This is a genomic window from Mycobacterium shunyiense (assembly GCF_058270075.1).
In genome coordinates this window covers 1-24,816 of sequence record NZ_JBZDPU010000020.1, presented here as the reverse complement: position 1 = coordinate 24,816, position 24,816 = coordinate 1, and the positions used below count along the sequence as shown (strand labels likewise).

General features: G+C 67.3%; 15 protein-coding genes and 1 pseudogene. 10 read left to right on the top strand and 6 right to left on the bottom strand.

The genetic code is table 11. The features are described 5' to 3' along the window. Positions 1-37 precede the first annotated feature (37 nt). Positions 38-400, bottom strand: coding sequence for an AlbA family DNA-binding domain-containing protein (locus AC4ELH_RS23895; RefSeq protein ID WP_498887090.1), 363 nt, complete (start codon positions 398-400; stop codon positions 38-40). 697 nt (positions 401-1,097) lie between these two features. Between AC4ELH_RS23895 and AC4ELH_RS23890 the strand changes: the two genes are divergently transcribed. After that, positions 1,098-1,574, top strand: coding sequence for a hypothetical protein (locus tag AC4ELH_RS23890; protein ID WP_498887088.1), 477 nt, complete (start codon positions 1,098-1,100; stop codon positions 1,572-1,574). Between the two features lie 427 nt (positions 1,575-2,001). On the opposite strand, the gene AC4ELH_RS23885 is transcribed toward AC4ELH_RS23890, so the two are convergent. Together AC4ELH_RS23885 and AC4ELH_RS23880 are read right to left on the bottom strand one after the other, a co-directional pair. Continuing rightward, positions 2,002-2,682, bottom strand: a complete 681-nt coding sequence (locus tag AC4ELH_RS23885) for a class I SAM-dependent methyltransferase (protein WP_498887087.1) — start codon at positions 2,680-2,682, stop codon at positions 2,002-2,004. 18 nt (positions 2,683-2,700) lie between these two features. Further along, on the bottom strand, positions 2,701-4,170 hold the full coding sequence (locus AC4ELH_RS23880; RefSeq protein ID WP_498887092.1) for a glutamate-cysteine ligase family protein: 1,470 nt from the start codon (positions 4,168-4,170) through the stop codon (positions 2,701-2,703). A 48-nt stretch (positions 4,171-4,218) separates the two neighbouring features. Here AC4ELH_RS23880 and AC4ELH_RS23875 point away from each other — a divergent pair, with 48 nt between their 5' ends. Beyond that, a complete protein-coding gene (locus AC4ELH_RS23875; RefSeq protein ID WP_211156368.1) occupies positions 4,219-5,355 on the top strand; it encodes an acyltransferase family protein in 1,137 nt (378 codons plus the stop codon). Here the strand turns inward: AC4ELH_RS23875 and AC4ELH_RS23870 are convergent. Together AC4ELH_RS23870 and eccE are read right to left on the bottom strand one after the other, a co-directional pair. Further along, complete coding sequence (locus AC4ELH_RS23870) at positions 5,285-5,971, bottom strand: DUF5336 domain-containing protein (RefSeq protein ID WP_211156367.1); 687 nt, start codon at positions 5,969-5,971, stop codon at positions 5,285-5,287. The two genes, AC4ELH_RS23875 and AC4ELH_RS23870, sit on opposite strands and share 71 nt — an antisense overlap. 15 nt (positions 5,972-5,986) lie before the next feature. Next, positions 5,987-7,693 carry a type VII secretion protein EccE gene (gene eccE, locus AC4ELH_RS23865; RefSeq protein WP_498887084.1) on the bottom strand — a complete coding sequence of 569 codons (1,707 nt, stop codon included), beginning with the start codon at positions 7,691-7,693 and terminating at the stop codon, positions 5,987-5,989. A 62-nt stretch (positions 7,694-7,755) separates the two neighbouring features. On the opposite strand from eccE, the gene eccB reads away from it, so the two are divergent. After that, a complete protein-coding gene (gene eccB / locus AC4ELH_RS23860; RefSeq protein WP_498887082.1) occupies positions 7,756-9,255 on the top strand; it encodes a type VII secretion protein EccB in 1,500 nt (499 codons plus the stop codon). Between the two features lie 21 nt (positions 9,256-9,276). Here eccB and eccD (AC4ELH_RS23855) read toward each other — a convergent pair whose 3' ends face one another. Further along, the gene (gene eccD / locus AC4ELH_RS23855; protein ID WP_498887080.1) at positions 9,277-10,776 is read right to left on the bottom strand and encodes a type VII secretion integral membrane protein EccD; all 1,500 of its coding nucleotides are present in this window, start codon (positions 10,774-10,776) and stop codon (positions 9,277-9,279) included. 46 nt (positions 10,777-10,822) lie between these two features. Here eccD (AC4ELH_RS23855) and eccCa point away from each other — a divergent pair, with 46 nt between their 5' ends. From eccCa to AC4ELH_RS23820, 7 genes and pseudogenes are all read left to right on the top strand, one after another. Beyond that, positions 10,823-14,821, top strand: coding sequence for a type VII secretion protein EccCa (gene eccCa / locus AC4ELH_RS23850; RefSeq protein ID WP_498887078.1), 3,999 nt, complete (start codon positions 10,823-10,825; stop codon positions 14,819-14,821). After that, positions 14,818-16,263 (top strand): type VII secretion integral membrane protein EccD, encoded by a 1,446-nt coding sequence (gene eccD, locus AC4ELH_RS23845; RefSeq protein WP_498887076.1) that lies wholly within the window; start codon positions 14,818-14,820, stop codon positions 16,261-16,263. Before eccCa ends, eccD (AC4ELH_RS23845) begins: the two co-directional genes overlap by 4 nt. After that, on the top strand, positions 16,260-17,642 hold the full coding sequence (gene mycP / locus AC4ELH_RS23840) for a type VII secretion-associated serine protease mycosin (protein ID WP_498887074.1): 1,383 nt from the start codon (positions 16,260-16,262) through the stop codon (positions 17,640-17,642). The genes eccD (AC4ELH_RS23845) and mycP overlap by 4 nt, the downstream gene beginning before the upstream one ends. A 162-nt stretch (positions 17,643-17,804) precedes the next feature. After that, positions 17,805-19,199 (top strand): annotated as a pseudogene (locus AC4ELH_RS23835) (MinD/ParA family ATP-binding protein); the annotation flags it as partial. Positions 19,200-19,444: 245 nt separating this feature from the next. Continuing rightward, on the top strand, positions 19,445-19,909 hold the full coding sequence (locus tag AC4ELH_RS23830; RefSeq protein WP_064959860.1) for a YbaB/EbfC family nucleoid-associated protein: 465 nt from the start codon (positions 19,445-19,447) through the stop codon (positions 19,907-19,909). Positions 19,910-19,913: 4 nt separating this feature from the next. Beyond that, a complete protein-coding gene (locus AC4ELH_RS23825) occupies positions 19,914-20,210 on the top strand; it encodes a hypothetical protein (RefSeq protein ID WP_448446385.1) in 297 nt (98 codons plus the stop codon). Positions 20,211-20,262: 52 nt separating this feature from the next. Beyond that, positions 20,263-24,816, top strand: a 4,554-nt coding sequence (locus tag AC4ELH_RS23820) for a WXG100-like domain-containing protein (RefSeq protein WP_498887071.1), incomplete at its 3' end; no start/stop codon positions are given.

Here is a 24,816-nt window from a genome sequence, read left to right as displayed (position 1 = left end):
GCTCAGTGACCAGCGTCCCCCGGACGGGCCATCACCCTCAGAAGGCTCGCTGCTCGATTCCCATTAGGTACCCGTGGTCGGCGTCGCTTGACGAATTGATGATGGTGGTGCGAATCTGTACCGCCTCGTCGATCCTCATCCGCGCTACCTGCTCGATGCGCTCAGCGAGGCCTTCGAGCGGAACCGGCCACAGGCTAGGCGGGGAAGTGTCTTCATCGACGCCGATGAAGATCGTTCCGCCGTCTAGGGCGAAGGCGGCGATGTCTTTGGCCAGATCCTTATTGGCCGCGTTGCCCGAACCCAGCTCCCTTTTGAGATCCAGCCAGTGGCTTGCCTCCAGCAGTCCGTTCTGGGCGAGACGCTGCAGGTCTTCCTCTGTTCGAGGGTCTACCGGATTCATGAGGGCTCCTCTAACGCTCGACTGGGCTAACGGCTGCGGTGGCTGCTGAGAAGGTCGCGCAGTCGTTTGGCTCCGCGGTCGGACACGGACGGAGATGACAGTGCGTAGCCAGCTGCTTGGTCTGGGGTGAGTCGCCCGGCTCGGACGTGGGGGCTCAGATAGCGCTGCGCTTGGGACCTCTCGTCATGGCCGGTCCATCCGCTGCGGCCGCCGTAGAACACCACAGAGTCGAGGTCGGCGCGCACGTCATCGGGGATCTGCGACGCTGTGGACAGGCCGGTCAGCAGGTTGGTCGCCCCCGCGCTGGCAGCCCACTCCGCTAACGGCAGTAGCGAGGTCTGGGACGTGGTTGCCGACGCAGCCGAGGTACAGCGACGGTTCCCGTTGGTAAAGTCTGCTCACATCGACGGCTGTACCCGCACGGTCACTCTCCAAGATGGATCTGTCCTCCGTCGACCCACAGCTGCGGCGCTTCCAGTACCGCGTCACCGGGCGCGCCTTCGACGGTGCTGGAGCGCTCCGTGCTGGCCTCCTTCCGATACCAAGCCCTGCATCCAGGTGACCACCGTCTGTGGCCGTCGTCCGAGAAGCCGCGCGGTTGCGGGGTGTCCCGGAAAACAATCCGGCCTCAACTGGGAGTCACCGAAGCAACTTCAGGTGCGTCGGAGAGTAGGTAGATTAACAACTTGTCAACAACTTGAAATGCCTGTGCCGTTTTCATCACCGGCTCAAGACTTTTGGCGGGTGGAACGATGAGCAGTACCCGGACGGCACCGTGGTGTGGACGTCGCCGAGCGGCAAGACGTATCGCACCACGCCGGGCGGATCGGATCTGTTCAACAGCTTCAGCCCCGCGCCGTGCGGCCAACCCAGCCCGCAGCGGCCCCGGACCCTCACCCGCGCGGCGCGTATCGAACAGACCCGCGCCAAGAACCGGCGGCTCCGCCCGGTCAACAAGGCCTACCGCCGCACCCAAGCGGCCCGCCGACAGGAATTGGATCGGCGGCGCAACCGCAACCGCATGCGGGCCACCCTGAAATTCTTCAAAGGCGATGAGCCCAGCACCAGTCCGTACTGCACCTGGATCAACGACCCATTCGAACCCGAGGAACTACCCCCGGACTGGGAGCCGCCGCCCCCACCGCCGCCGGCCCCGGAGGACCCACCGTTCTAAGCGGGTGGGTGAACTCGGCCTGCCATGCGAGGCCCAGTTCGTCTGTCTGACAACGAAATCGTGGGTCAGCGCGCCTCGCTGGGCGACCGTCAGCTCGCGAAGTAGAGCGTGTAGTGACCAGGCCCAGTTTCGTAGCAATATGAACCACGGTTGCCGCTGGCATTCGCCTGTTTGGCCGCACTCTTGCAGGCCGCTTGGTTGGTCCCAAAGTCGATGTACTCGTCCGCAGTGGCTACCGCTGGGTCGACGATGGACACAGTTGCGACAACAACGACACACAGAACCGACTTGCGCCAAACATCCATAAGTAAACCTTCCACGCCGACTGTTGCGGGGCGATATTCGAGGCACTCTACGTGCACCTCGCAGGCAGCCGACGCGTATCCGACGTTCTGAAGATTTGCTTCGTTCAGGCGGGAACGGTGGGTCAGGCCTTGTGCGCGGTCAGCAGGAACGCCGGGAACTTGATGCGGCCCTTGTCGTCGAGCGCGTGCTGCGGCAGTTCGACGGGGGCGTCCACCGGCAATCCAGCGGCATTCGCGTGGATGAACGCCGGCCGGATGTCGTCGACCTCCCAATACTTGGACACTGCCGCCCGCAGCTCGTCTTCGTCGACCTCGTTGGGCTTGGTCTCCAACTCGGCGGGGAACGCGCCCTTGGCAAACACCAGCACGTAGTAGTGGGCACCCGGTGCCGAGGCCCGGTGGATGGATTTCAGGTATCCGTCGCGACCTTCGACCGGCAGGGAGTGGAACAGGGTCGAGTCGATCACGGTGTTGAACCGGCCGTCGTAACCCGTGAACGAGGTGATGTCGGCTTGGGCGAAGCTCGCCGTCGACAGCCCGCGCACCTGTGCGGCATTGTTGGCCGCGGCGATCGCCGTCGGGCTCAGATCCAGGCCTACGACGGTGTAGCCGTCCGAGGCCAGCGCGAGCGACAACTCGGCATGTCCGCAGCCGGCGTCGAGCACATCGCTTTCGAACTTCCCGGCCCGGTGCAGCGCTGCAAGCTCGGGCTGCGGCTCACCGATATTCCACGGTGGCGGGCCCTCGAAACCTGCTTCCCCCTTGTACGCGCCATCCCAGTCCAAGACCTGTCCAGATGTCATGGCTCCAACGTACGCGCCTCAATCCCAGGTATGGACGGGCTCATTACTGTGCATCCGCTGGACATACTCCCGCAACATTTCGGCCAGCGCTTTGGGCCTGGTCAACCCTTGTGATTGCAGTTTCTTCACCGTCGCGACCTGCCAGGTCGATCCGGTCTGCCCGGTCTTGGCGCGACCCTCGATGACCCCCAGATACCGGTCGCACACTTCACCTGCCACACCCCAGCGGCGCAGCCCGTCGTGCGCCATCGGGAGCAGCCTGCGCAGCACCAACTCATCGGGCGTCACCTCGCCCAGACCGGGCCAGTACAGCCGGGCGTCCAGGCCGTGTTGGGCGCCCTCGACGAAGTTGTGGTGGGCCGCGGCGAAGCTCATCTTGGTCCAGAGGGGCCGGTCCTCTTCGGACAGCGTCCGCAGCAGGCCGTAGTAGAACGCCGCGTTGGCGAGCATGTCCACAACGGTCGGGCCGGCAGGCAGCACGCGGTTCTCCACGCGCAGATGAGGAACGCCGTCCACCACGTCGTACACCGGGCGGTTCCACCGGTAGATGGTCCCGTTGTGCAGCCGCAGCTCGGCGAGCTGAGGTGCCCGGCCCGCCGCGAGCTCGGCGGCCGGGTCCTCGTCGGTCAGCTCTGGCAGCAACGACGGGAAGTACCGCACGTTCTCCTCGAACAGATCGAAGATCGAGGTGATCCAGCGCTCGCCGAACCAGACCCGTGGGCGCACCCCCTGAGCCTTGAGCTCATCGGGACGGGTGTCGGTGGACTGCGTGAACAGCTCGATGCGGGTCTCGGCCCACAGCTGATGGCCGAAGAAGTACGGCGAGTTGGCGCCGACCGCCAGCTGAGGTCCGGCCAGCACCTGAGCGGCGTTCCAGTTCCGGGCGAAATCGGCGGGGGAGACCTGCAGGTGCAGCTGCATGCTGGTGCACGCGGATTCGGGCGCGATGGACGCCGACTGCAGGCTCAGCCGTTCCGAACCGGAGATGTCGATGGGCATGTCCTCGCCGCGAGCGGTGAAGATCGAGTCATTGAGCGCCTGATACCGCGTCGACTGGCTCATCCAACCGTCCGACAGATGCTCGGGCATCAGCGTCGGAAGGATGCCCACCATCACGATGTGCGCGCCGTCCTCGCTGGCCTTGACCTCGGCGGCATTGAGGCTGCGCCGCACCTCGTCCTCCAGCTCCAGCGCGGCCCGGCCGGGTAGCGGTCGTGGCGGGACGTTGAATTCGATGTTGTAGGCGCCCAATTCGGTCTGATAGGCCGGATCGGCGATGGAAGCCAGCACCTCTTGGTTGGTCATCGCGGGTTGGTATTCGTTGTCGACGAGGTTGCACTCGATCTCCATGCCGGTGAGCGGGCGCTCGAACTCGAAACTCGACCGGGCCAGCATGGTTTCGAACACGTCGAGGCACAGCTGCACCTTGCGCCGGTACTCCTGCCGGTGCGCGCGGCTGAACTCGGTGTTCTTGACCTCTTCACCCACACCGCGATGCAACAACGCGAACGGCCGCGCGCGCAGCAGAATGGCCAAATGACCTCACCGGTTGAGGACGACCAGGGCGGGCTCGAGCAGGTCTCGCACGCCGATCGCATCGCGTCGCTGACCGGAGTGCGCGCGGTGGCCGCGCTGACGGTGATGGGAACCCACGCGGCGTACGGCACCGGCCTGCTGTCCCAGGGGTACCTGGGCCTGATGAGCGCCCGCCTTGAGGTGGGGGTGGCGATCTTCTTCGTGCTCTCGGGTCTGTTGCTGTTCCGGCCCTGGGTGCAGGCGGCTGCCTCGGGGGCCGACGCGCCGAGCACCCTGCGCTACGCGCGAAATCGGTTCCGCCGCATCATGCCCGCCTATGTCGTCACGGTCCTCATCGTCTACGGCGTCTACGAACTGCGGCCCGTACAGCCGAATCCCGGGCACACGTGGGCGGGCTTGCTCCGCAACCTGACGCTGACCCAGATCTACAGCGACAACTACTTCACGGACTACCTGCACCAGGGGTTGAGCCAGATGTGGAGCCTGGCGGTGGAGGTCGCGTTCTACGCGGTGCTGCCGCTAATGGCCTACCTGCTGTTGGTGGTGTTGTGTCGCAGACGTTTTCGACCCGCACTGCTGCTCGCCGGGCTGACTGCCCTGGCCGCGATCAGCCCGCTGTGGCTGGTGCTGCTGCACAACACCGAATGGATGCCGGTCGGCGGTGGGGCCTGGCTGCCGCACTATCTGGTGTGGTTCGTCGGCGGGATGATGCTCGCCGTGCTGAGCGCGATGGGCGTGCGCTGCTATGCGATGGCGGCGCTGCCCCTGGCGCTGGCCTGCTATCTGGTGGTCTCGACCCCGATCGCCGGGATCACCACCGCGGTATCCCTCGACCTGACCGAGGACCTGGCCAAGACGATGTTCTACGCGATCATCGCGGCCCTCGTGGTGGCTCCGCTGGCGCTGAATGGGGACGGCCTCTACGCGCGGCTGATGGGCAGCAGGCCGATGGTGTGGCTGGGCGAGATCTCCTACGAGGTCTTCCTGCTGCACGTGGTCGCCATGGACCTGGTGATGGCGTTCGTGCTGGGCTGGAACGTCTACACCGGTTCGGCCACCGTGTTGTTCATCGTGACGTTGGTGGCCACGGTGCCTGCGGCATGGCTGCTCCATCGGCTGACTCGGCCGCGCGGTTAGTGGCCGGACCGGCACCCGCGCGTCCCGGTGGGGCCACCGCGCCGCCGGACTGGGCGGGTGCTGCGGCAGCGGTCCGGCCGTAATCCTGTTGCGGTGACAGCAGATCGGCGTAATCGCCGTACTGGGGTGCTTGCTGGGTGGCTTGAGACTGGGCATAAGCCTGGCCATAACCGCTGCGCTGCGACGCATCCGGTTGTGCCACCGCGCCCTGCTGGTAGTACTGCTGGACCGCCTGGTTGTAGTAGTCGAGGTAGGCCTCGTACCCACCGGCCGCAGTGGCCGTCGGCGTCTCCGGTGCCAGCCACAGCACTGCGACGGCCGCCACGGTCTGCAATCCGTTGAGTACCGCGATCGTGGTCAGCACCCACCCCGAGGAGGTCAGGACGTTCGACAAGGCATCGAGAAAACCCGCCGCGGCCAGGATGGCGGTGAGCCATGGGATGGCAGTCTGCTTGGGCAGCAAGCCGATTGCGGCCGCCAGGCCGGCCAGTACCGCGAACCTGACGTGCCAGTCGTTGCCTCCGCCGTCGGCCGCCGGCCCGAAACTCACGCAGTAGCCGGCAAGACCCAGCACCACCACCGCGATCGACAGGTTGCGGCTCGGTGAATTGACCACGATCACTCCTTCACATCAGTCGATGCTGTTCGCGGATGCTCTCAGGTAACGCATCTCGTCATCGGTGGCGACCATCGTGACCACCGCCGAGCCGGCCTGGGTGCTCACCTTGACCGTGTCGTGTTCGAGCGAGATCAGGTCGAGGACCACGTCGGCCTGATCGGACGGCCGGGTATTCGGCGGGGCGAGCACCATGGTCGTCACCCCGATCCGGACCGATTGCTCTGGTACACCGTCGAACATCTCGACGGTGTAGTTGCGCTCCGCACCGGCCTGGATGGCGCGCCGGTTGAAGTCGGCAACCCACAGCAGATCATGGCGTCCGACGACCTCGACCATGTAGCGCCAGAAGGCGGGCCGCCGGCTGTGCACCAGAACCCGGGCACCCAGGGCCAGCGAGCGCAGCACCACCTGCTGGGCCAGATGCAGGGTGCCGACGATGTCGACCCGGCGGATCTGCGGCCCGAACACCGGCAGCGCCACCGCGCGGCCCTCCTGGTCGGCGCCGATCACCTGACCACAGCCCGAAGCGGGCAGGGCCAGATCACTCAGCGCGTCGCCGCGGAGGCCGGACGCCCAGTGCTCGATGTGGCGGGCGCCGGGAACCTCCGGGATCGGAAGCGTCGCCGCGAGCGCGGAAAACTGCTGACCGTGCAGCGGGATGAGCCCGCGCAACTGGGTGGGGACGCGCACGTCGCTGTCGAAGCGGACGAGTCCACGGACCTGGACCAGATCGTCGTCGGTGCCGTGATCGGGGGCCTCACGCAGCGACAGACACACCGTGGTGGAGTAGCTGGGCACCGTCCACAACAGCCCGAGTCCGGCCGTGGTCAGCATGTTCGGCTGCACGGCGAAGCTGGACAGCCGGAAGTGGCCTTCCCGGCAGTCCTCCCAGGTCTCCTCGACGGAGCCGAGGTTGACGCCGTCGCTGAGCTGATTGGTGGCCGCCGCGATGCCGCTCGCCGACAGGAACTGGGGCTGCAGGCCCGCCTCGGCCAGCCGATTGGCGACGCGCCGGGTCGCGGTGGTGGCGGCGCGCAGGATGCCGTCGCGGTCGCCGCCACGGCGCCGGACCGCCTCGGCGCAGCGCGACGGGTTGAACCGCACGGCAATCCACACGGTGCGCTGGGCGATCGCGGGCAGCGGGCCCAGCACGGAGTCGTAGACCGCGGCGACGTCGGTGTGACCGGCCGAGCGGGCGCCCTGGCTGATGATGTCGATGGACTCGAGCGTGATGTCGAACTGGCGCAGGCAGTCCAGCAGGGCCTGCACCGGAACCATCTCGCCGGAAACGGTGACCCCCGGCTCTAAAACCGTCAGAGCCCTGGGGTTTTCGTCGATCTTGAGCAACGACAGCAAAGTCGAACCGTTCCAACGGAATCCGATCTGGAGTCCGTCGGGTGTCGGAACGTCGAACGGCTCGGTCGGCAGGGAAGCCGGCGCGGACTTGCCGGTGCGCCGCCGTCGATTACGCAGAAACCTCCCGCGCAGCGCCAGCGCCCGCGGTGCCGTCGTGCCCCGGACGACCGGAGCAACCAGCAGCAACGCCAGCACCAGACCCGCCACCGCACCCTGCCAGCCGGGCCGGTCCAGTAGCTGGGCGCCGACGATGCCGACGACGACGACAATTTGCAGGACGATCAGGTCGACCAGGGGGAAGAGCCGCTGCGGGCCGGTATCACCGGCGGTGACGAGCTTTGCTGCGAAAGTCAATGGACGCATCGCTTTTCGGATAGGCGCTCGGACTTCATCTCGAGGTGGTGCGGACGTGCTAAACACTACGCATGCCAGCGCAAGTTACCACTCGCGCACAGGTGAACGGCTACCGTTTCCTGATCCGCCGCCTTGAGCACGCGCTCATCCGGGGCGATTCGCGGATGATCCACGATCCGATGCGCGGCCAGATGCGGGCACTGATCGTGGGGGCGGTGATCGCCGTCCTGATCACGGGCGCCTCGGCTGTGATGGCGTTCTTCAAGCCCGCGCCCAACATCGGTGACGCGCAGATCGTGCTGAGCAAGTCCAGCGGTGCGCCGTTCGTCCGGATCGGGGACCAGATCCACCCCGTGCTGAACCTGGCGTCGGCCCGGCTGATCGTCGGCAAGAACGACAGCCCCAAGCAGGTCGACGACAAGTTCCTCGACGTCGTACCGCGCGGACCCATGGTCGGCATCGTCGGTGCACCGGCCAGTATCAACCGCGGCGACGACTTGGCGCTGTCTTCGTGGACGGTCTGCGACAACCTGCTGATGCCGGCCGTCACCGAAACCACCGGCACGCCCAGCCTGCAGACCACGGTGCTGGCCAACGATCCGGTGCTCGACGGCGGTATCCGGCCGGTCGATTCCGCCGAGGCCGTCCTCACCGAGACCGGTGGGACGACGTACCTGGTCTACCGCGGCGTGCGCGCCCCGATCGATGTGTCGGATCCGGTTCTGGTCAACGGACTTCACCTGCAGGGTGCGGCCACCCGGCCGATGTCGTTGGCGCTGCTCAACACCTTCCCGCTGGTCGACCCGATCACCCCGGTGCAGATCCAGGGGTCGGGGGAGCCCGGTCCGTTGGGGCCGGAACATCCGGTCGGCGCCATCGTCAAATCCGTCGACTCCCGCGGTGAACAGCTCTACGTCGTGTTGCGCGAAGGTCTGCAACCCGTCTCGCAGGCCACCGCCGACATCATCCGCTACAGCGCGGCCGGCGAGGTGGCCACCGGACAGATCGCCGACATCGCGCCCGCGACGCTGGCCGAGGTGCCGACCGTGCACAAGTTGGCGATCGACCACTACCCACTGGTGTCGCCCCGGATCGTGCCGCCGAATCCGGACCGGGTGGTGTGTATGGGCTGGCAGCGGTCCAACACCGACGCCGGTGCGAATGTGCGGCTGCTGGTCGGTCACCGGCTGCCCACCGCCGAAGGCGCGCAGATGGTTCGGCTGGCCAGTGCCGACGGCAGCGGGCCCGGGGCGGACTCGGTGTACCTGACCCCGGGTGCCGGCGAGTATGTGCAGGCCACCGGCAGCGATCCGGACAGCCGCTCGACGGGGCAGCTGTTCTACGTCTCGGATACCGGAGTGCGCTACCACATCAAGGATTTGCCGACCGCCGAGGTGCTCGGGGTCAGCGGCGTCAAGATTCCCGACGGTCCGGCCAACGCACCGCAGTGGGCGCCGTGGCCGGTGTTGTCGTTGTTGCCGGCCGGGCCGGAGCTGTCCCAGGAGGCGGCCCTGGTCGCCCATGACGGCATGGCCGCCGACCCGGACAGCAGCAAGGTGTCGACGGGCTAGCGGCGAGCCGCTGATCCAGCGTCAGAGACTCATCTCGCGGAAGAACGCGTAGACGCGGATGATCCAGAAGCACAGCGGGAAAAGCGATCCCACGGCGATGTATTCGAGTATCTCGACCTGACGCCGCATCACCGGGGAGAACTCGCGCAGCGGTGCGACCAGCCCGCACGCCAGGATCAGCACCATCAGGGCGAGCAGCACGACCACGGCGCGGGCCTCCCAGCCCTCGACGTTCACCGCGGTCTTGAGCACCACGGCGACGGCGATGGTCAGCCCGCTGCCGATGAGTGTCGCCGACTGCACCAGGTCATGGTGGCCACGGCCGCGCAGACACAGCACGGTCGCCACCATCATGGCGAAAACGGTGCCCTGCCAGTAGAACCCGTTGCTGACGTCCACCGCCAGATAACAGCCGACCAGGGCCGCGAGGGCGGCAGCGACGAGAATGCCGGTGAGGTGCTGATTGGCCCGCCGAACCCGGCTGATCAGATCTTCCTCGGTCGGGATGATCTGTTTGCCGATGGCGTTGACGCCTTCGACAGTTGTGCCGCCCTGGGTCTCGATGTCATCGAGCGGCTCGCCTGCCGTCGGTACCCGGGGGATCGGCAGTTTCGACAGCCCGATCGTCACCCGCGGAGCGAGGTAGACGACGATAACGGCCGCGGTCGCGAGCAAAGCCCCCACCGTCCGGATGGGCGGCTGCCACAGCAACATTGCCGTGGAACTGACGCCACCGAAAGTGCACGCCGCGATGATCGCGGTGTAAACGGCGGATCCGCTTCCCGAGACCAGGAGCACGAGCAGTGCGCCGAACGCGGTCAGGGCGAACGACATCGGCAGCGAGGTGGCGCCGGATCCGTCGGGCACCAGGTACAGCGAGCCGGCGAAGACCAGCGGCGCCGACACCGCGGCGATCCAGGCCGACGTGCCGGTGGCGGCCGGCCGGTGCGCCACCAGGCAGGCCAGCAGCACCCCCATCACGCCGAGGGCGAGCACCGCCGCGGGCACCGCGGGTTGGGCGGCCCAATGGGCCAGCACGCCCGCCAGCGTGACGGCGGCGGCCGCGGTGACACCGAAGCCGGCCAACACGGTGGCGTTGTCCGTGAACCAGCTCCGCACGGCGCCGGCCCCTGGGCTCTGGGTGTCGTCGACGTCGTCGAACAGCAGCGGGCTGACCGGCTGGCCCGCCGCGCAGATCATCAACAGGTCGCCGTCGTAGACCCCGGCTTCGCCGAGCGACAGGTGCGGGGCGATCGGTTCACCGCCGAGCGGGGCCAATGTCCACTGCCCGTCAGCGGCGGCGAACTCGACGATCGCCTCATTCGCGGTGATCTGTTCATTCGCGATATCGATGACATCGGGGATGTATTGGGCGATGCTGACGTGTGCAGGCAGCCCGACGTCGATGTTCAGTTCGCCGACCACCAGGGTCAGTCGGCTCAGTTCCGGTTCGGCTTCGAGGTCTGGCTCAAGTAGGGTCACAATCCAGTCGGCCTCCTGCGCAATGGGATTGCTCGACACGAACAATACCCAGCATCCGGCTCCAGCAGCTTCCGGGGAGGGAAGGTTGAGTACGCAGGGGTTCGTCCGCCGCCTTCGGGTGGCACCGCCGAGGATGCCCGGCGGCGAGGTCAACCTGGCGCCACCGCCCGAGGTGCCGCGCGCGATCCCGGGCAACCTGATGATGCGGCTGATGCCGTTCGTGATGCTGGTCGCGGTGATCGGCATGATCGCGCTGATGGTCACGGTCGGTGGCCGCGACATGGCCAGAAGCCCGATGTTCCTGCTCTTCCCGATGATGATGATCATGTCGATGGTCGGCATGTTCATGGGCGGCGGGAACCGCAATGGCAAAGCCGCCGCCGAGCTCAACGAGGAACGCAAGGATTACTTCAGTTATCTCGCCAATCTTCGCGAGGAAGCCGATACCACCGGAGCCGAACAACGCACGGCGCTGGAATGGAGCCATCCCGATCCGCGGGCGCTGACCGATGTGGTCGGTACCCGGCGCATGTGGGAGCGGCGGCCCAGCGATGCCGATTACTGCCACATCCGGGTCGGTATCGGGACCCACCGGTTGGCGACGCGGTTGATGGCGCCCGAGACCGGTCCGCCCGAGGACCTGGAACCGGTGTCGACGGTGGCGCTGCGCCGGTTCGTCAAGACCCATTCGGTGGTGCACGCGCTGCCGACCGCGGTGTCGCTGCGCGCGTTCCCCACCATCACCTTCGAGGGCGAGCGCAGGCTCGCGCAGCAGCTGGTGCGGTCGATGGTGTTGGAACTGTGCACCTTTCACGGGCCTGACCACGTGCAGGTGGCGATCGTGACCGCCAACCCGGACGGTGAGAACTGGAGCTGGGTCAAATGGCTGCCGCACGCGCAGCACGCGGTGACCCGCGACGGCATGGGTTCGATGCGGTTGCTGTTCCCCACGCTCGAGCTGATGGAGACGGCATTGTCTTCGGAGTTGGCCGAACGCGGTCGCTTCACGCGTAACTCGCAGCCGACTCAGGGGCTCAAGCAGCTGGTCGTCGTGCTGGACGACGGATTCGTCACCGGCGACGAGCAGTTGATCACCGATGCCGGGCTGGACAGCGTGACGCTGCTCGACCTGAACGGCCTGCGTGCCGGGGCGTCTGCCCGGCGCAGCCTCCAACTGGTCGTCGAGGGTGACGACGTGGCCGCGCGGACCGCCGTCGGTGTCGAACGGTTCGCGACCCCGGATACCATCACCATTCCCGAGGCCGAGACCACGGCACGGCGGATCGGTCGCTACCGGCCGGCGAACGCCGCGCACATCGTCAGCCTGGAGGCCGATTCGAGGGCCGTCGACCCAGGACTGATGGCACTGCTGAAGATTCCGGACGCCGCGGGCATCGTGCCCGAACAGATTTGGCGGCAGCGGTCCCCGCGGGAGCGGCTGCGGGTGCCGATCGGTATCACCCCCAACGGGCAGCCCATCGAACTCGACATCAAGGAGGCCGCCGAGGGCGGCATGGGCCCGCACGGGCTGTGCATCGGAGCCACCGGGTCGGGCAAGTCGGAATTCCTGCGCACGCTGGTGCTGTCGATGATCACGTCGCACTCACCCGAGCAGCTCAACCTGGTGCTGGTCGACTTCAAGGGCGGCGCGACGTTCCTCGGTCTGGACGGGATCGCCCACATCGCGGCGATCATCACCAACCTCGAAGACGAGCTGACCATGGTGGACCGCATGCGGGACGCGCTGGCCGGTGAGATGAACCGCCGCCAGGAGCTGCTGCGCTCCGCCGGAAATTTCCCCAACGTCACCGAATACGAGCGGGCCCGCGCGGCGGGCGCCGACCTCGAACCGCTTCCCGCGCTGTTCATCGTCGTCGACGAATTCTCCGAACTGCTGTCCCAGAAGCCGGATTTCGCCGAGCTGTTCGTGATGATCGGCCGGCTGGGCCGCTCGCTTCACATGCACCTGCTGCTGGCCTCGCAGCGGCTGGAGGAGGGCAAGCTGCGCGGCCTGGACTCGCACCTGTCCTACCGGATCGGTCTCAAGACGTTCTCGGCAGGCGAGTCGCGCAGCGTGCTCGGTGTGCCCGATGCCTACCACCTGCCCAGCGTTCCCGGGTCGGCATTCCTGAAATGCGATGCCTCCGAACCGATCCGGTTCAACGCGTGCTACGTCTCGGGAGAGTACGTCAAGCCACGGATATCGGCCCGCACCGGTCGGGTGGCCCAGTTGGGCGCGCTGGCGCCCAAGCTGTTCACCGCTACACCGGTGAAGAAGGACGCGGTGCCGGCGAGGGTGGCGGTGCCTTCGGAGCTACCGGAGGCAGAGCCGGTCAGTTCCGGTCCGACCAAGACCACGTTGCTCGACATGGTGGTCAGCCGGCTGCGCGGCCACGGCAGACCCGCCCACGAGGTGTGGCTGCCGCCGCTCGACGACAGTCCTGCGGTGAACGAACTTCTGCCCGAATCGGATTGGTCGGCACCGCAGAACCTCAACGGCCGCTTGTGGATGCCGATGGGTGTGGTGGACCGGCCTTACGATCAGCGTCGCGATGTGCTCATGGTCGACCTGTCCGGCGCCCAGGGCAACGTGGCCGTGGTCGGTGGGCCGCAGTCGGGCAAGTCCACCACGCTGCGCACACTCATCCTGGCCGCGGCTGCCACGCACACCCCTGAGCAGTTGCAGTTCTACTGCCTGGACTTCGGCGGCGGCACCTTGACCAGCCTGGCCAAGCTGCCGCACGTCGGCGGGGTGGCGGGCCGGATGGACGCCGACGCCATCCGGCGCACCGTGGCCGAGGTGGCCGGCGTGCTGCGGAGCCGCGAGCAACTGTTCCGCGAACTCGGCATCGAATCCATGCGCGACTTCCGCCAGCGCAAGGCCAAAGGCGAGGTGAGCCAGGACAAATTCGGCGACGTGGTGCTGGTCATCGACGGCTGGGCATCGATCAAGAGCGACTTCGAGCTGCTCGATCCGGTGATCCAGTCCCTGGCCATCCAGGGTCTGTCCTACGGCGTGCACCTGGCCATCACCGCGTCGCGGTGGATGGAGATTCGTCCGGCGGTCAAGGACATGCTCGGTACCCGCGTCGAGCTCCGCCTGGGCGACCCGATCGACAGCGAAGTGGCACGCCGCTCTGCCGAACTGGTGCCGATCGGGCGGCCCGGTCGCGGTATCAACTCCGAGCGCCTGCACATCCTGATCGGGTTGCCCCGGCTGGATTCCAGTTCGGAGGTGGAGGATCTGCCCGCCGGGGTGGCCGGGGCCGTCGAGGCGGTGCGCGCCCACTACCAGGACCGGGAGGCACCGAAGGTGCGGATGCTCCCGCACGACGTGAACCGCGACGACGTCGTACGCGCGGCCCGCGATGCCGGCCAACTCAGCAAGGCCCGGATCGCGATCGGCATCAACGAGGAAGAGCTCGCCCCCGTGGTTCTGGATTTCGATTCGCAACCACACCTGGTGGCCTTCGCCGACACCGAATGCGGAAAGACCGGTCTGCTGCGCAACATTGCCGCCGGTGTCATGGAGAACGCCAGCCCGGTGGAGGCCAAGATCATCCTGGTCGACTTCCGTCGTTCGATGCTGGGCGTCGTCCCCGACGAATACCTCGGCGGCTACGCCACGGCCCCGCAGTCGTGCACCGATCTGATGACGGCACTGGCCGGTGCCCTGAAAGATCGCCTGCCGCCCAACGACATCACCCAGCAGCAACTCAAGGAACGGTCCTGGTGGTCGGGCCCGGACCTGTTCGTGATGATCGACGACTACGACCTGATCCCCGGTGGTTCGCTGAGCCATCCGCTCGGACCGCTGGTCGAATACCTGCCGCAGGCCCGCGACATCGGGCTGCGCGTCGTGGTCACCCGCCGCAGCGGCGGGGCCGGGCGGGCGATGATGGACCCGATCGTCGGACGTCTGAAAGACCTGTCCTGCAACGGCTTGGTGATGAGCGGAAGCAGAGACGAGGGCGGGCTGTTCGGCGGACACAAGGCCAGCGCCATGCCTCCCGGTCGCGGCATGCTGGTCTCGCGGACCACTCGTAGCGGCGTGGTCCAACTGTCCCGGATGCCCGACCTGTGACCGGCGTCGAGGAGCTTCGCGCGGTGCACGTGGTGTCCGCGGCACCCGAGGCGATGCGGGTGTCTGTGGTCGGCGGGCGCACCCAACTCGATGTCGCGCTGCCTGCCGACGTCCCGGTGGCCGCGTTCCTTCCGGAACTGGCCCGGTTGATCAAGTCCCGGGACGACGAGCGCAGTGACGACATGGCCGATCGGGACGAGCGACGGACGTTCTGGGTGCTCAGTCGCGCGGGCCGGGCCGGCAGCGGTGTGCTGGAACCCGACCGGACCCTGCGCGAAGCCGGGGTGAAAAACGGTGAGCTGTTGCGACTCTCGGCTCGTCAGGCGTTGTCCCCGCCCACCCTGTACGACGATGTGGTGGATGCGGCGGCCCGACTGAACCGGGCCTCGTACGCGGCGTGGAATGCCACCGCGGCAGGGACGATGGCCTTCGCCGGGTTGTGGCTGTGCTCGGCGGTATGGGTGGTGCTCCTACTCGCCCCGACATTGTCGGCGCACCGGCCGGTGATCCTGGGTGCGGCAGCGCTGATGAGCGTGGCGCTGGTCGCCGGTGGCGCACTCGCGCGCCGGATGCTGGGCCGGGCCGATATCGCCGCCGCGGTCGGTCCCTCGGTGATCGCCGTCGGCGCCGCTGCGGGCTGGGTGGTGGCGGCACCGCACGGCGTCGTCGGACTGGCGTGTGCCTGCGCAGTGTTGTTGGGGCTCACTGCGATCTGTCACCGCGTGATCGGTGCGGGTCACTGGTCGTACGTGGCCGCTGCGGTCGTGCTGGGATTCGGCACCGTGGCGTTCGCGGTCCGCGCGTTGGGGGTGCCGGTCGGAGTGGTGGCCACGGTCGTCGCCGTCTTTTCGGTGTTCGGGTGTCTGGCGGTGCCTGCGTTGACCGCACGACTCGATCAGTACCCGGTGGCGTCGAGCGAACCGTCGCGAACCGACGACCCGTTCACGACGTCGGCAGGACCGGCCCCTTCGGGTACCCCGATGCCCAGCGCGGAACAGGTGTGGGCCAGGGTGCATGCGGCGGTGCTGACCCGTTCGGGCCTGTTGGCCGGTGCGGCGACGGTGACGCTGCTCGCTGCGACCGTGCTGATGCGGGACGAGACAGGTTGGGCTGCCTTCGCTTTCGCGCTCATCTGTGCGTCGGTGCTGGCTTTGCACGTCCGCCGGGCGGCCACCTGGCCGGAACGGGTGGCGCTCGGGGTGCCTGCGCTGGGCCTCGTGCTGATCACCTGCGTGCAGGCCCAGTCCGGGGTATGGCCGTTGCAGCTCACCGGGGTCGTCGTACTCGCCGTGGTCGCGGTCGGCGGCGTGGGCTGCGGAGCTGTCCGTGACAGCAGAAGGCTGCGCTCGGCCGCGGTGTATCTCGAGTATCTTGCCGTGGCGGCGGTGATACCGCTGGCGCTGTGGCCGCTCGGACTGTACGAACGGCTGGGCGGCTGGTGAGTGCTCGGCGGTGCGCGGCGGTGGTGACCGTCGTCCTGACAGTGGCGCTGGCAGGCTTCGGGGCGCCTCCGGCGGGTGCCGTGACGCGGCCCGTCGTCGAGCCCGGACCGCCACCGAGCGGGCCCGTCGCACCCGCGCAGCCCACCGAACTGAAGGCGATCTGCGGCATCCCCACCGGCGTGCTGCCCGGCACCGACTTCACCAAACAGACCAGCGCCGAGGCGATGCTCGAATACCGCAGGGCCTGGCGCTTTTCCCGCGGTGCCGGGCAGAAGGTGGCGGTGATCGACACCGGCGTCAACCGGCATCCCCGGCTGCCCGCACTCGAGCCCGGCGGCGACTATGTGTCGAGCAGCGACGGCCTGGTCGACTGCGACGCGCACGGCACTCTGGTCGCCGGGATCATCGCCGCGACACCCGCCGACGGTGACAGCTTCGCCGGGGTCGCCCCCGAGGCCTCGATCCTGTCGATCCGCCAGAACAGTGGCGCCTACAGCGTCGCGGGCACGAGCAGCAGCCAGAACGACGATCCCAACGCGACGTCGATCGGCTACGGCAACACGCACACCCTGGCGCTCGCGATCACCCGGGCGGTGGATCTCGGTGCCACGGTGATCAACCTGTCGGAGGTGGCCTGCGCACCTGTTTCGGCCGGCCTCGACGACCGTGAACTCGGGCGCGCGGTGCGCTACGCCCACGAACGCAATGTCGTGGTGGTGGCCGCCGCGGGCAACTTCAACAGTCAGAGCATGTGCAACGCGCAGAACAATATGAACGATCCGAACCAACCGCTGGACAACGGCTGGAACAGCGTCAGCACCATCGCCAGCCCGGCCTGGTTCGCCGACTACGTCCTGACGGTCGGTGCAGTCACCACATCGGCCACCCCGGCCGACTTCAGCCTGCACGGGCCGTGGGTGGCGGTGGCCGCCCCCGGTGAGCGGGTCACCTCGCTGGACCCGGGCGGGCCCGGACTGAGCAATGCCCAGCTCGGCCAGCAGGGGTTGGCCCCGCTGAACGGCACAAGCTTCGCGGCGCCGTTCGTATCGGGTGTGGTGGCGTTGATCCGGTCGCGGTATCCCAACCTGACCGCAGGCGAGGTGAAGGATCTCATCGAACGCACCGCCCGGACCCCCGGGAATGGACCCAACCAGGCCACGGGTTATGGAGTCGTGGACCCGGTCGCGGCACTGACCTACCAGCTCCCACCCGGAGCGGGCGGTCGCGATGTCACGGCCTCTTCACCGATCAGCGGGCCACCGCAACCTGATCCAGGTAATGTGCGGGCCCGCAGGATCGTCTTCACCGTCACCGCGGCGTGTCTTGCGTTGATGGTGGCGGCGGTAGCGGTAGCTGCTGCCCGGCGACGGACCAGGTGAGTTAGGGGAAAGATGCCGGACGAGAATCGGCCGATCGGCGAGCCCACATCGCTCGACGATTTGGCTCCTGGTGAACTGGACGAGGTCGAGGCCCGGGCGGCCGCGTTGCTGGAACAGATTGCAGCGCAACGATCGGCCCGGCAGATCCACACCGCCACGTCACCAGCCGACGACGTGACCGATGCCTTTGCGAAGCCGGCTCCGGCTCCCGAACCCGAGCCTGCTCCCGAACCCCCTCCGCCGGCCGCTGCACCGGTCCGTAGGCTCGCCCCGCCGCCGTGGCAGATGCACAGCTCGATCGGATCACGGGAGTTCGCGGAACGGTTCGACCTCGACGAGCCGCGCGGCCCCGAGCCGGAACCGGTGCCGCCGCAGGTCGCGCCGGAGCCGGAGCCTGAACCACCGGCAGCCGAACCGACTGAGCTGATTCCGATTCCGCCACTGCCGCCACGGCACGCCCTACCGCCGGAGGCGGTGCGGCCGGTGCCACCGCCGCCGCCCCTTCCGCCGTTGCCGTTGCCGCCGCCCGGCTTCCTGCCACCGCCGGGTTTCATGCCGCCGCTTCCGCCGGGTGTCGCACAGCCGCCGGGCGCGGTGCCGCCACCGCAGTACTCACCGGTGCCGCCGTCGCTCGACGACGCAGGGATCCTCAACCGTTCCCGCACCGCGCCCCATTCCGGGTGGCGCCGCGCGGTGCATCTGGCCAGTGCGGGACGGGTTAGCCCGGGTGAATCGCGCAAAGATCGGGAGCGCGACGACCTGCTGGGCCAGATCCGTCAGCCGATCGCCGGCGACTTCCGGATCGCCGTGTTGTCGATCAAGGGTGGAGTCGGAAAGACCACCACCACGCTGGGATTGGGCTCGGCTCTGTCGATGATGCGCCACGACCGGGTGATTGCGGTGGATGCGAACCCGGACCGCGGAACGCTGGCCGAACGGGTGCGGGACGTGTCGAGCGAGTCCACGGTGCGCGACCTGCTGTCGGATCCCAACATCGAGCGCTACGCCGACGTACGCAGCCACACCCGGATGGCGGGCAGCCGCCTGGAAGTGCTGGCCAGCGAGCAGGAGCCCGCCGTGTCGGAAGTGTTCGGCGAATCCGACTACCGCCGCACCGTCAGCATCCTGCGTCGCTACTACAACATCATCCTCACCGACTGCGGCACCGGCATCATGCATTCGGCGATGGCGGGCGTGCTCGATCTCGCGCATGCGATCGTGCTGGTCAGCTCGCCGGCCATCGACGCGGCCCGCAGTGCGTCGGCAACGTTGGATTGGCTCATGCAGCACGGACACTCGGCGCTGGTCCGCGAAGCCCATGTGGTGCTCAGTGCGTCGCGGCCCGGGTCGGCGAAGCTCAAGCTGGACAAGGTCTACGAACACTTCGAGGCCCGCTGCCGCTCGGTGCACATGATCCCGTTCGATCCGCACCTGGCCGAGGGCGCCGACGTCGACTTCGACCTGCTGGATCCGGCCACGCTGCAGGCCTATCTGGAATTGGCTGCGGCGGTGGCGGAGAAGTTTCCCCGGCTGCGCGGCGGGCCCCAGCAGCGGTGACCAACTTCGTGCCCGAGGCAAAGAAGGCATGGAACGACCCGTGGTATGGGAGCTATCGACGATCGGCACGGACTGTCGAGTTGATCTCGGTTATCTACGCGCTGGTGGCAAATTGCGTTGTGAGTGGCATTGCGAGGATGGCAATTTCACAAGCCTAATTGTTCGAACACTCAAATACGGTCGGCCGTAATCGAATTCGGCAAACGACGTGGCAGTGCCTGGGTGAATCTGGAACACTGACCGGAATGAGTAACGATGCCCTCCGGCATCAGATGACCGAGGTGCTGGCCTTGGTCTCCGAGCAGATGGCGGATATTGCGGCAGTACAGCGCGAGCAGGCGCAGCTCACCGCGAGTGCCGAGGAGGCCGACGGCCTGGTCCAGGTGACGGTCGACGCCCGGGGTCATGTCATCGAAACCGTCATCGACGAGTCGTATCTCGAGGAGTACGAGCTCGAAGAGCTCGGTGGCCACGTCACCGCGGCCGCGCAGGCCGCAGCGCAACATGTGGCACAACGTTCGGCCGCCCTGATGATGCCGATCGAAGAACGGCGCCGGATGATGCCGTCACTGTCCGACATCGCCGACACTGCACCTGACCTGCGCGACCTGACCAGATCCGTCTTCGGCAACGACGATGCGGCCGTCCAGGCGAGTCAGCCCCAGGATGACGACCGCGACGAATCCGCATTTCCCACTGTGAGGAGCTGAATCGATGGCTGACGAGCTCGGTGTCGGACCTTCTGACCTGCGGGCGACCTCGAGGAACCTGAACGATGTGAGCGTCAGGATGAAGAACGTGCTGTCTACCCTCCAATCGAATCTGATGGCCGAAGGTGCCGCGTGGGGTGACGACAAGATGGGTGACGGGTACGCGAAAGGCAGTGCGGGGTATCTGGCACAAAAGGATTGGGTCGACGGTTCGGTGGTGGTCAAGACCGATCTGCTCGACTACTACTCGGACGGTTTGAAGGGTTCCGCGGACTCCTTCGAACTGAACGACCAGGCGTAGCGGTCACTGGAGGTGGCGTGCTGCGTAGGCCCGCTGCCACACCCATTCGCTTATGGATATTCCGTTCCCACCTGAGCTCCAGTGGGTTTCGTATCTTGCGGGCGGTGAGTGGCCGCAAGGCAGCGAAACGCGCACGCGCCGGATCGGCGAGCACTATCAAGCCGCGGCTGAAGCACTGCAGGAGCTCATCCCGGACCTGAGCCGGGTACGCGGTGAGACGATGTCGGTCTTGACCGGCGACACCGCCGAGGCCGCGGAGCGGCAGTTCGGCATGCTGTTCGACGGCGACTACACGGTGGACAAACTCGCCCAAGGCATCTCGGCAATGGGTGAGGGCGCCACCAACTTCAGCTCCGAGATCGAATACAGCAAGCTCTCGATCATCGTCGGGCTCGCTCTCGCCGCTGCTGAGATTTCCTACAGCCTGGCCATGTCCAGCCCCACGCTCGGGGCTTCGACGGCGGCGATCCCCGTCATCGAGACAACCACCATGGCGTGGATCCGCGCGCTCGTGGCGTGGGCGATCCGGCGGATCGGCGAGAAGATGGCCGAGCTGCTCACCAGGACGATGATGAAGCGACTCCTGCACGAAGGCATCCAGGAAGCGTTCGAGGAACTGGGTCAGGGCTTGCTTCAAGAGGGGATCGTTCAGGGTATCCAGGCGAACAACGGGCATGCGGCTCTCCGTTGGGACCGGTTCAAACAAACCGCGATTGCCTCGACTGCCGGTGGTGCTGCCGGTGGGATCACCGCTGTCCCGCTCCTGCACGGGATGGGAGAAGTTTCTCGTAACCGGGTCACGGCGGCGGTCAAGGGCGCGACGACCATGTTCACCGCCGGGGTGTCGGGGAACGTGGTCGGCACGCTGTCCGTCGGCGGTGAATTCGATACGGTGTCGATCCTCGCCAGCTCGACCAGCACCAGCCTCGGCGGTATGAGGGGGCTCGGCAGAAATCATGGGTCGCAGCAGAACAGCCCGACGACGAATTCGCCGGAGCCGGGACCTCCGGCGCCGACAGGCGAACTGACCGGCCTCGATCCCGATGGACCCTCCGATCTGGACATCGCGGCCCAACCTGATGCCGATCGGGATACGAAACCTGCCAACGACAAGCCCGACAGCACCGTGGCGGCGCCGGCCGCGCCCAGGGCAGCACCGTCCAATACGGCCGGTGGCCCAGCAAAACATGCTGTAGCACAACATGATCCAACGTCAACCAAGCAGAGCTCGGCCGACAAGTCGACCGCTGAACAGCGGGTGGCTGACCAACACACGTCCGAGAAGGAATCTGCCGAGCCAGATGCCGACCGGTCGCGGGCCGATGACGACACGCCCAGCGCCGGTGACACCGACACCGCGGACCCCACCGACACCAGTCACACCGCCGAGCCGGCCACTGGTCAGGATCAATCTCCGCCGGGACCCGAAACTCCCCCCGCGACAAACCACAACGCACAGCTCTCGAACGAACACCACACCGCGGCGGGCCCGACGCCGGTGGCGCAGACTGCGGAGTCCCCGGTAACGGCCGATGTTACCCAGACCAGCGATACGGCCCAGACCAGCGATACGGCCCAGACCAGCGATACGGCCCAGGACACGCCCGTTCAGGCCGATCCCGCGGCTCCGGCCCCGCAGGCGGGCCCGGCTACGGCGTCGCAGACCCCCGGCCCGCCGACGGTCGGTGGGCGCGCCGAGACGCAGCCACCCGCTCCGGTTGCGAAGACCTCAACTCCCGACACCCGCGAGGAGATCTCGAAATCGCCGGTGCCGCCGACGCCGGACAAGTCGGCACCGGCATCGACACCGTCGACAGTGAACTCGGATGCGGCGGGGGTGCCGGCCGCACGGGTCCGGGAGACCACCGCAGCGGCCAATCGGACAAATTCGCAGCAGGACGGACAGGCTTCGACAGCCGGCAATCGAATCGAGACAGCACACGGCCGAACCGATGTGTCAAACGATTGTGCGGATCGGGTTGCGCAGGCTCTGTCCGACAGGTACGGCCGCCCGATCCGGCTTGTGCCGTTTGCATCGGCGCAGGGCAGACCCGGAATCCAATTGTTCGAGGCCACCGGTTCCGCAGCCCGATTCGCGTCCTATGCCGACGTGAACAGCGTGCTCGGCCAGATGGCACCAGGTTCGTCGGCGGTCTTGGTGTCCGCGTGGTCTGGCGGCCCGGACCAAGGCGGCCACGCCTACCTCGCGGTCAACGACGATGGCCGGCTCTTCCTCGAAGACCCGGCCACCGGTCGTCGTACCCCGTGGCCGCCCGGGTGGGGGCAAGACGCCGTATTGCGCACCGCCGTAGGCTATCTCGATTCGCAGGGGCGAGCCGTCGACCCGTTCCAGGGGCGTCCGCAACAGTTGGTCGCGGCCGCTGCCGTCGGCGACGTGCAGGGCAGTCCTCCGCAGGGCGCGCAGGGCGATCCGACGCCGGGCGGCACCGGCGCCGGCGAGTTCGCTCCGGGCGAACGCTGGCGAAATGTGGTTCCCCAGAGCATGGTGGCCGAGTCGGCTCTGGCGCGGCGCAAGCCGCCGGTCCAGATCGACGGACTGCGCAATCCGCTCGGCATGATGGAGGCGGCCGACGCCCGGGCACGGAGTAACGCCGCTTGGTGGGCGCAGCTGACCGGTGCCGAGCAACTCGCGCTGATGGAGGCCTACCCGCAGCACATTGGCAACGCCGAGGGCATCCCGGCATCGGCCCGGCACCGCGCCAACATGATCTCGTTGGGCGAGAGCCGAAGCCAGCTGCAGTCGTTGCGGCAGGGTGGGCATCGGCTCAGCCACAGTCAGCGTAAATTGCTGGCCCGCCTCGACAGCATCGACGCGGCTCTGACGCGGGCCGGTCAACTGGCCCAGCAGTCCGATCTCGGCGGTCCGCAGCTCCTGTCGTTCGATCACACTGCGTTCGGTGGGGACGGCCGCGCGGTGGTCAGCTTCGGCGCAGACCCCTACCGGGCGGATTCGGTGTCCTGGCATGTGCCGGGCCAGGGCATCACGATCGACCAGCTCGGCGCCTGCATGGGTGATGCGCTCAACCACCTGCAGTCCACCACGCGGGAGAACCCGGAGATCAGCGCCGCCTCGATCGCCTGGATCGGCTACGACACCCCGAGTGGCCTGAGCAGCTGGCGGGCGGCCGGTGACACGCTGGCCCGCGAGGGCGGAGCGATCCTCTACAGCGACATCCGCGCCTTCAACGCCGCCCGCGACACCATGGCAGGCGACGGTAGCCATTTCAGTGGAAACCATGTTTTCGCGCACTCCTACGGCACCACGGCGACCAGCTACGCGGGCCGAGACGGGCGACTGGCCAACGATGTTCGCACCATTTCGCTGATCGGCTCACCGGGCGCCGGTCCGGTGAATACGGCAGCTGATTTCGGTATCGGCGAGAATGTCTTCGTTGCCTCCTCGTCGCGGGATCCGTTCACCGCGCTCGGTGGCCGTGACCCCGGTTCGGCCGGACGCATTTTCGGCCGGGGTCTTGGTGTCGATCCGGCCATGAACAGCTTTGGTGCCCAGCGCGTCACGGCCGAATTCTCCTCGGATATGGACAGGGCGCGCAGCCGGGCCACCCACAATTCCTACTACCGGTACGCCGACCGTAGCGCCGGGGTGCGGAGCGAATCGCTGGCCAACTTCGGCCGGATCGCCGCTGGCCGGGCCGAGCGGATCGACACCGACGGACATCGCACGGTCGACACGCAGCCGGGGAGATACTTCGGCACCCGGGAACGCACGGTGGAGCCGGCGGCCGGTAGACCGTTGCGACTCGAGGGCGAGACCACTACCGAGGGTGACCGCCAGACTAGGCGCCCGTGGAATCCGCGCTGGCAGTCCGAGGTTCAGGTTGCCACCGATGCGGTACTCGACAGCCGTACGCCACGCGAGATCGCCAACGAGGCGTTGGGCAAGTTGGGCATCAAGGTTGGTGACGTCAGTGACATCATGAGCCCGGCCGATCACCGGGTGTCGGTGGGCGACGCGGTGAATCGTGCCCGGGCGAATGCGCAGTGGTGGGCCGGGCTATCGGATGTCCAGCGGGAAGCGCTGATCAAAACCTATCCGCATGAGGTCGGTAACGCCGAGGGAATCCCGCCGATGTCGCGGCACGCAGCGAACTCGATCATGTTGGAGCGCAATCTATCCCGCCGCGACCTGATAGTCGCCCAGCGTGACAACGGAATCGCGGTCACCGAAGCCCAGGACAAGTTCATCAAGCTGATGAACGACATCGAGGCCGCCTTGCGTATCGCAGAGCGTAATGCGGTCCGCCATGGAATCGACGGGCCGTTCCTGTTGGCGTTGGACCCGGATGCCTTCGGCGGGGTGGGGCGTGCGATTGTCAGTTTCGGTGCCGATCCGTATACGGCGCAGTCGGTGTCTTGGTATGTGCCGGGGATGACGACCACGATCGAGCGGCTCGGCACCATCATGCGGCGCGGGTTCAACCAGTTGCGCTCGACGCTACAAGAGGCCCCGGAGCTGTCGGCGGCCTCGATCACCTATCTCGGATACCAACCCCCCGGCAGTTGGGATCCGCGGGTGGGGTTTCAGCGGATGGCGCACAACGGTGGGCAGATCTTTGCCAGTGAC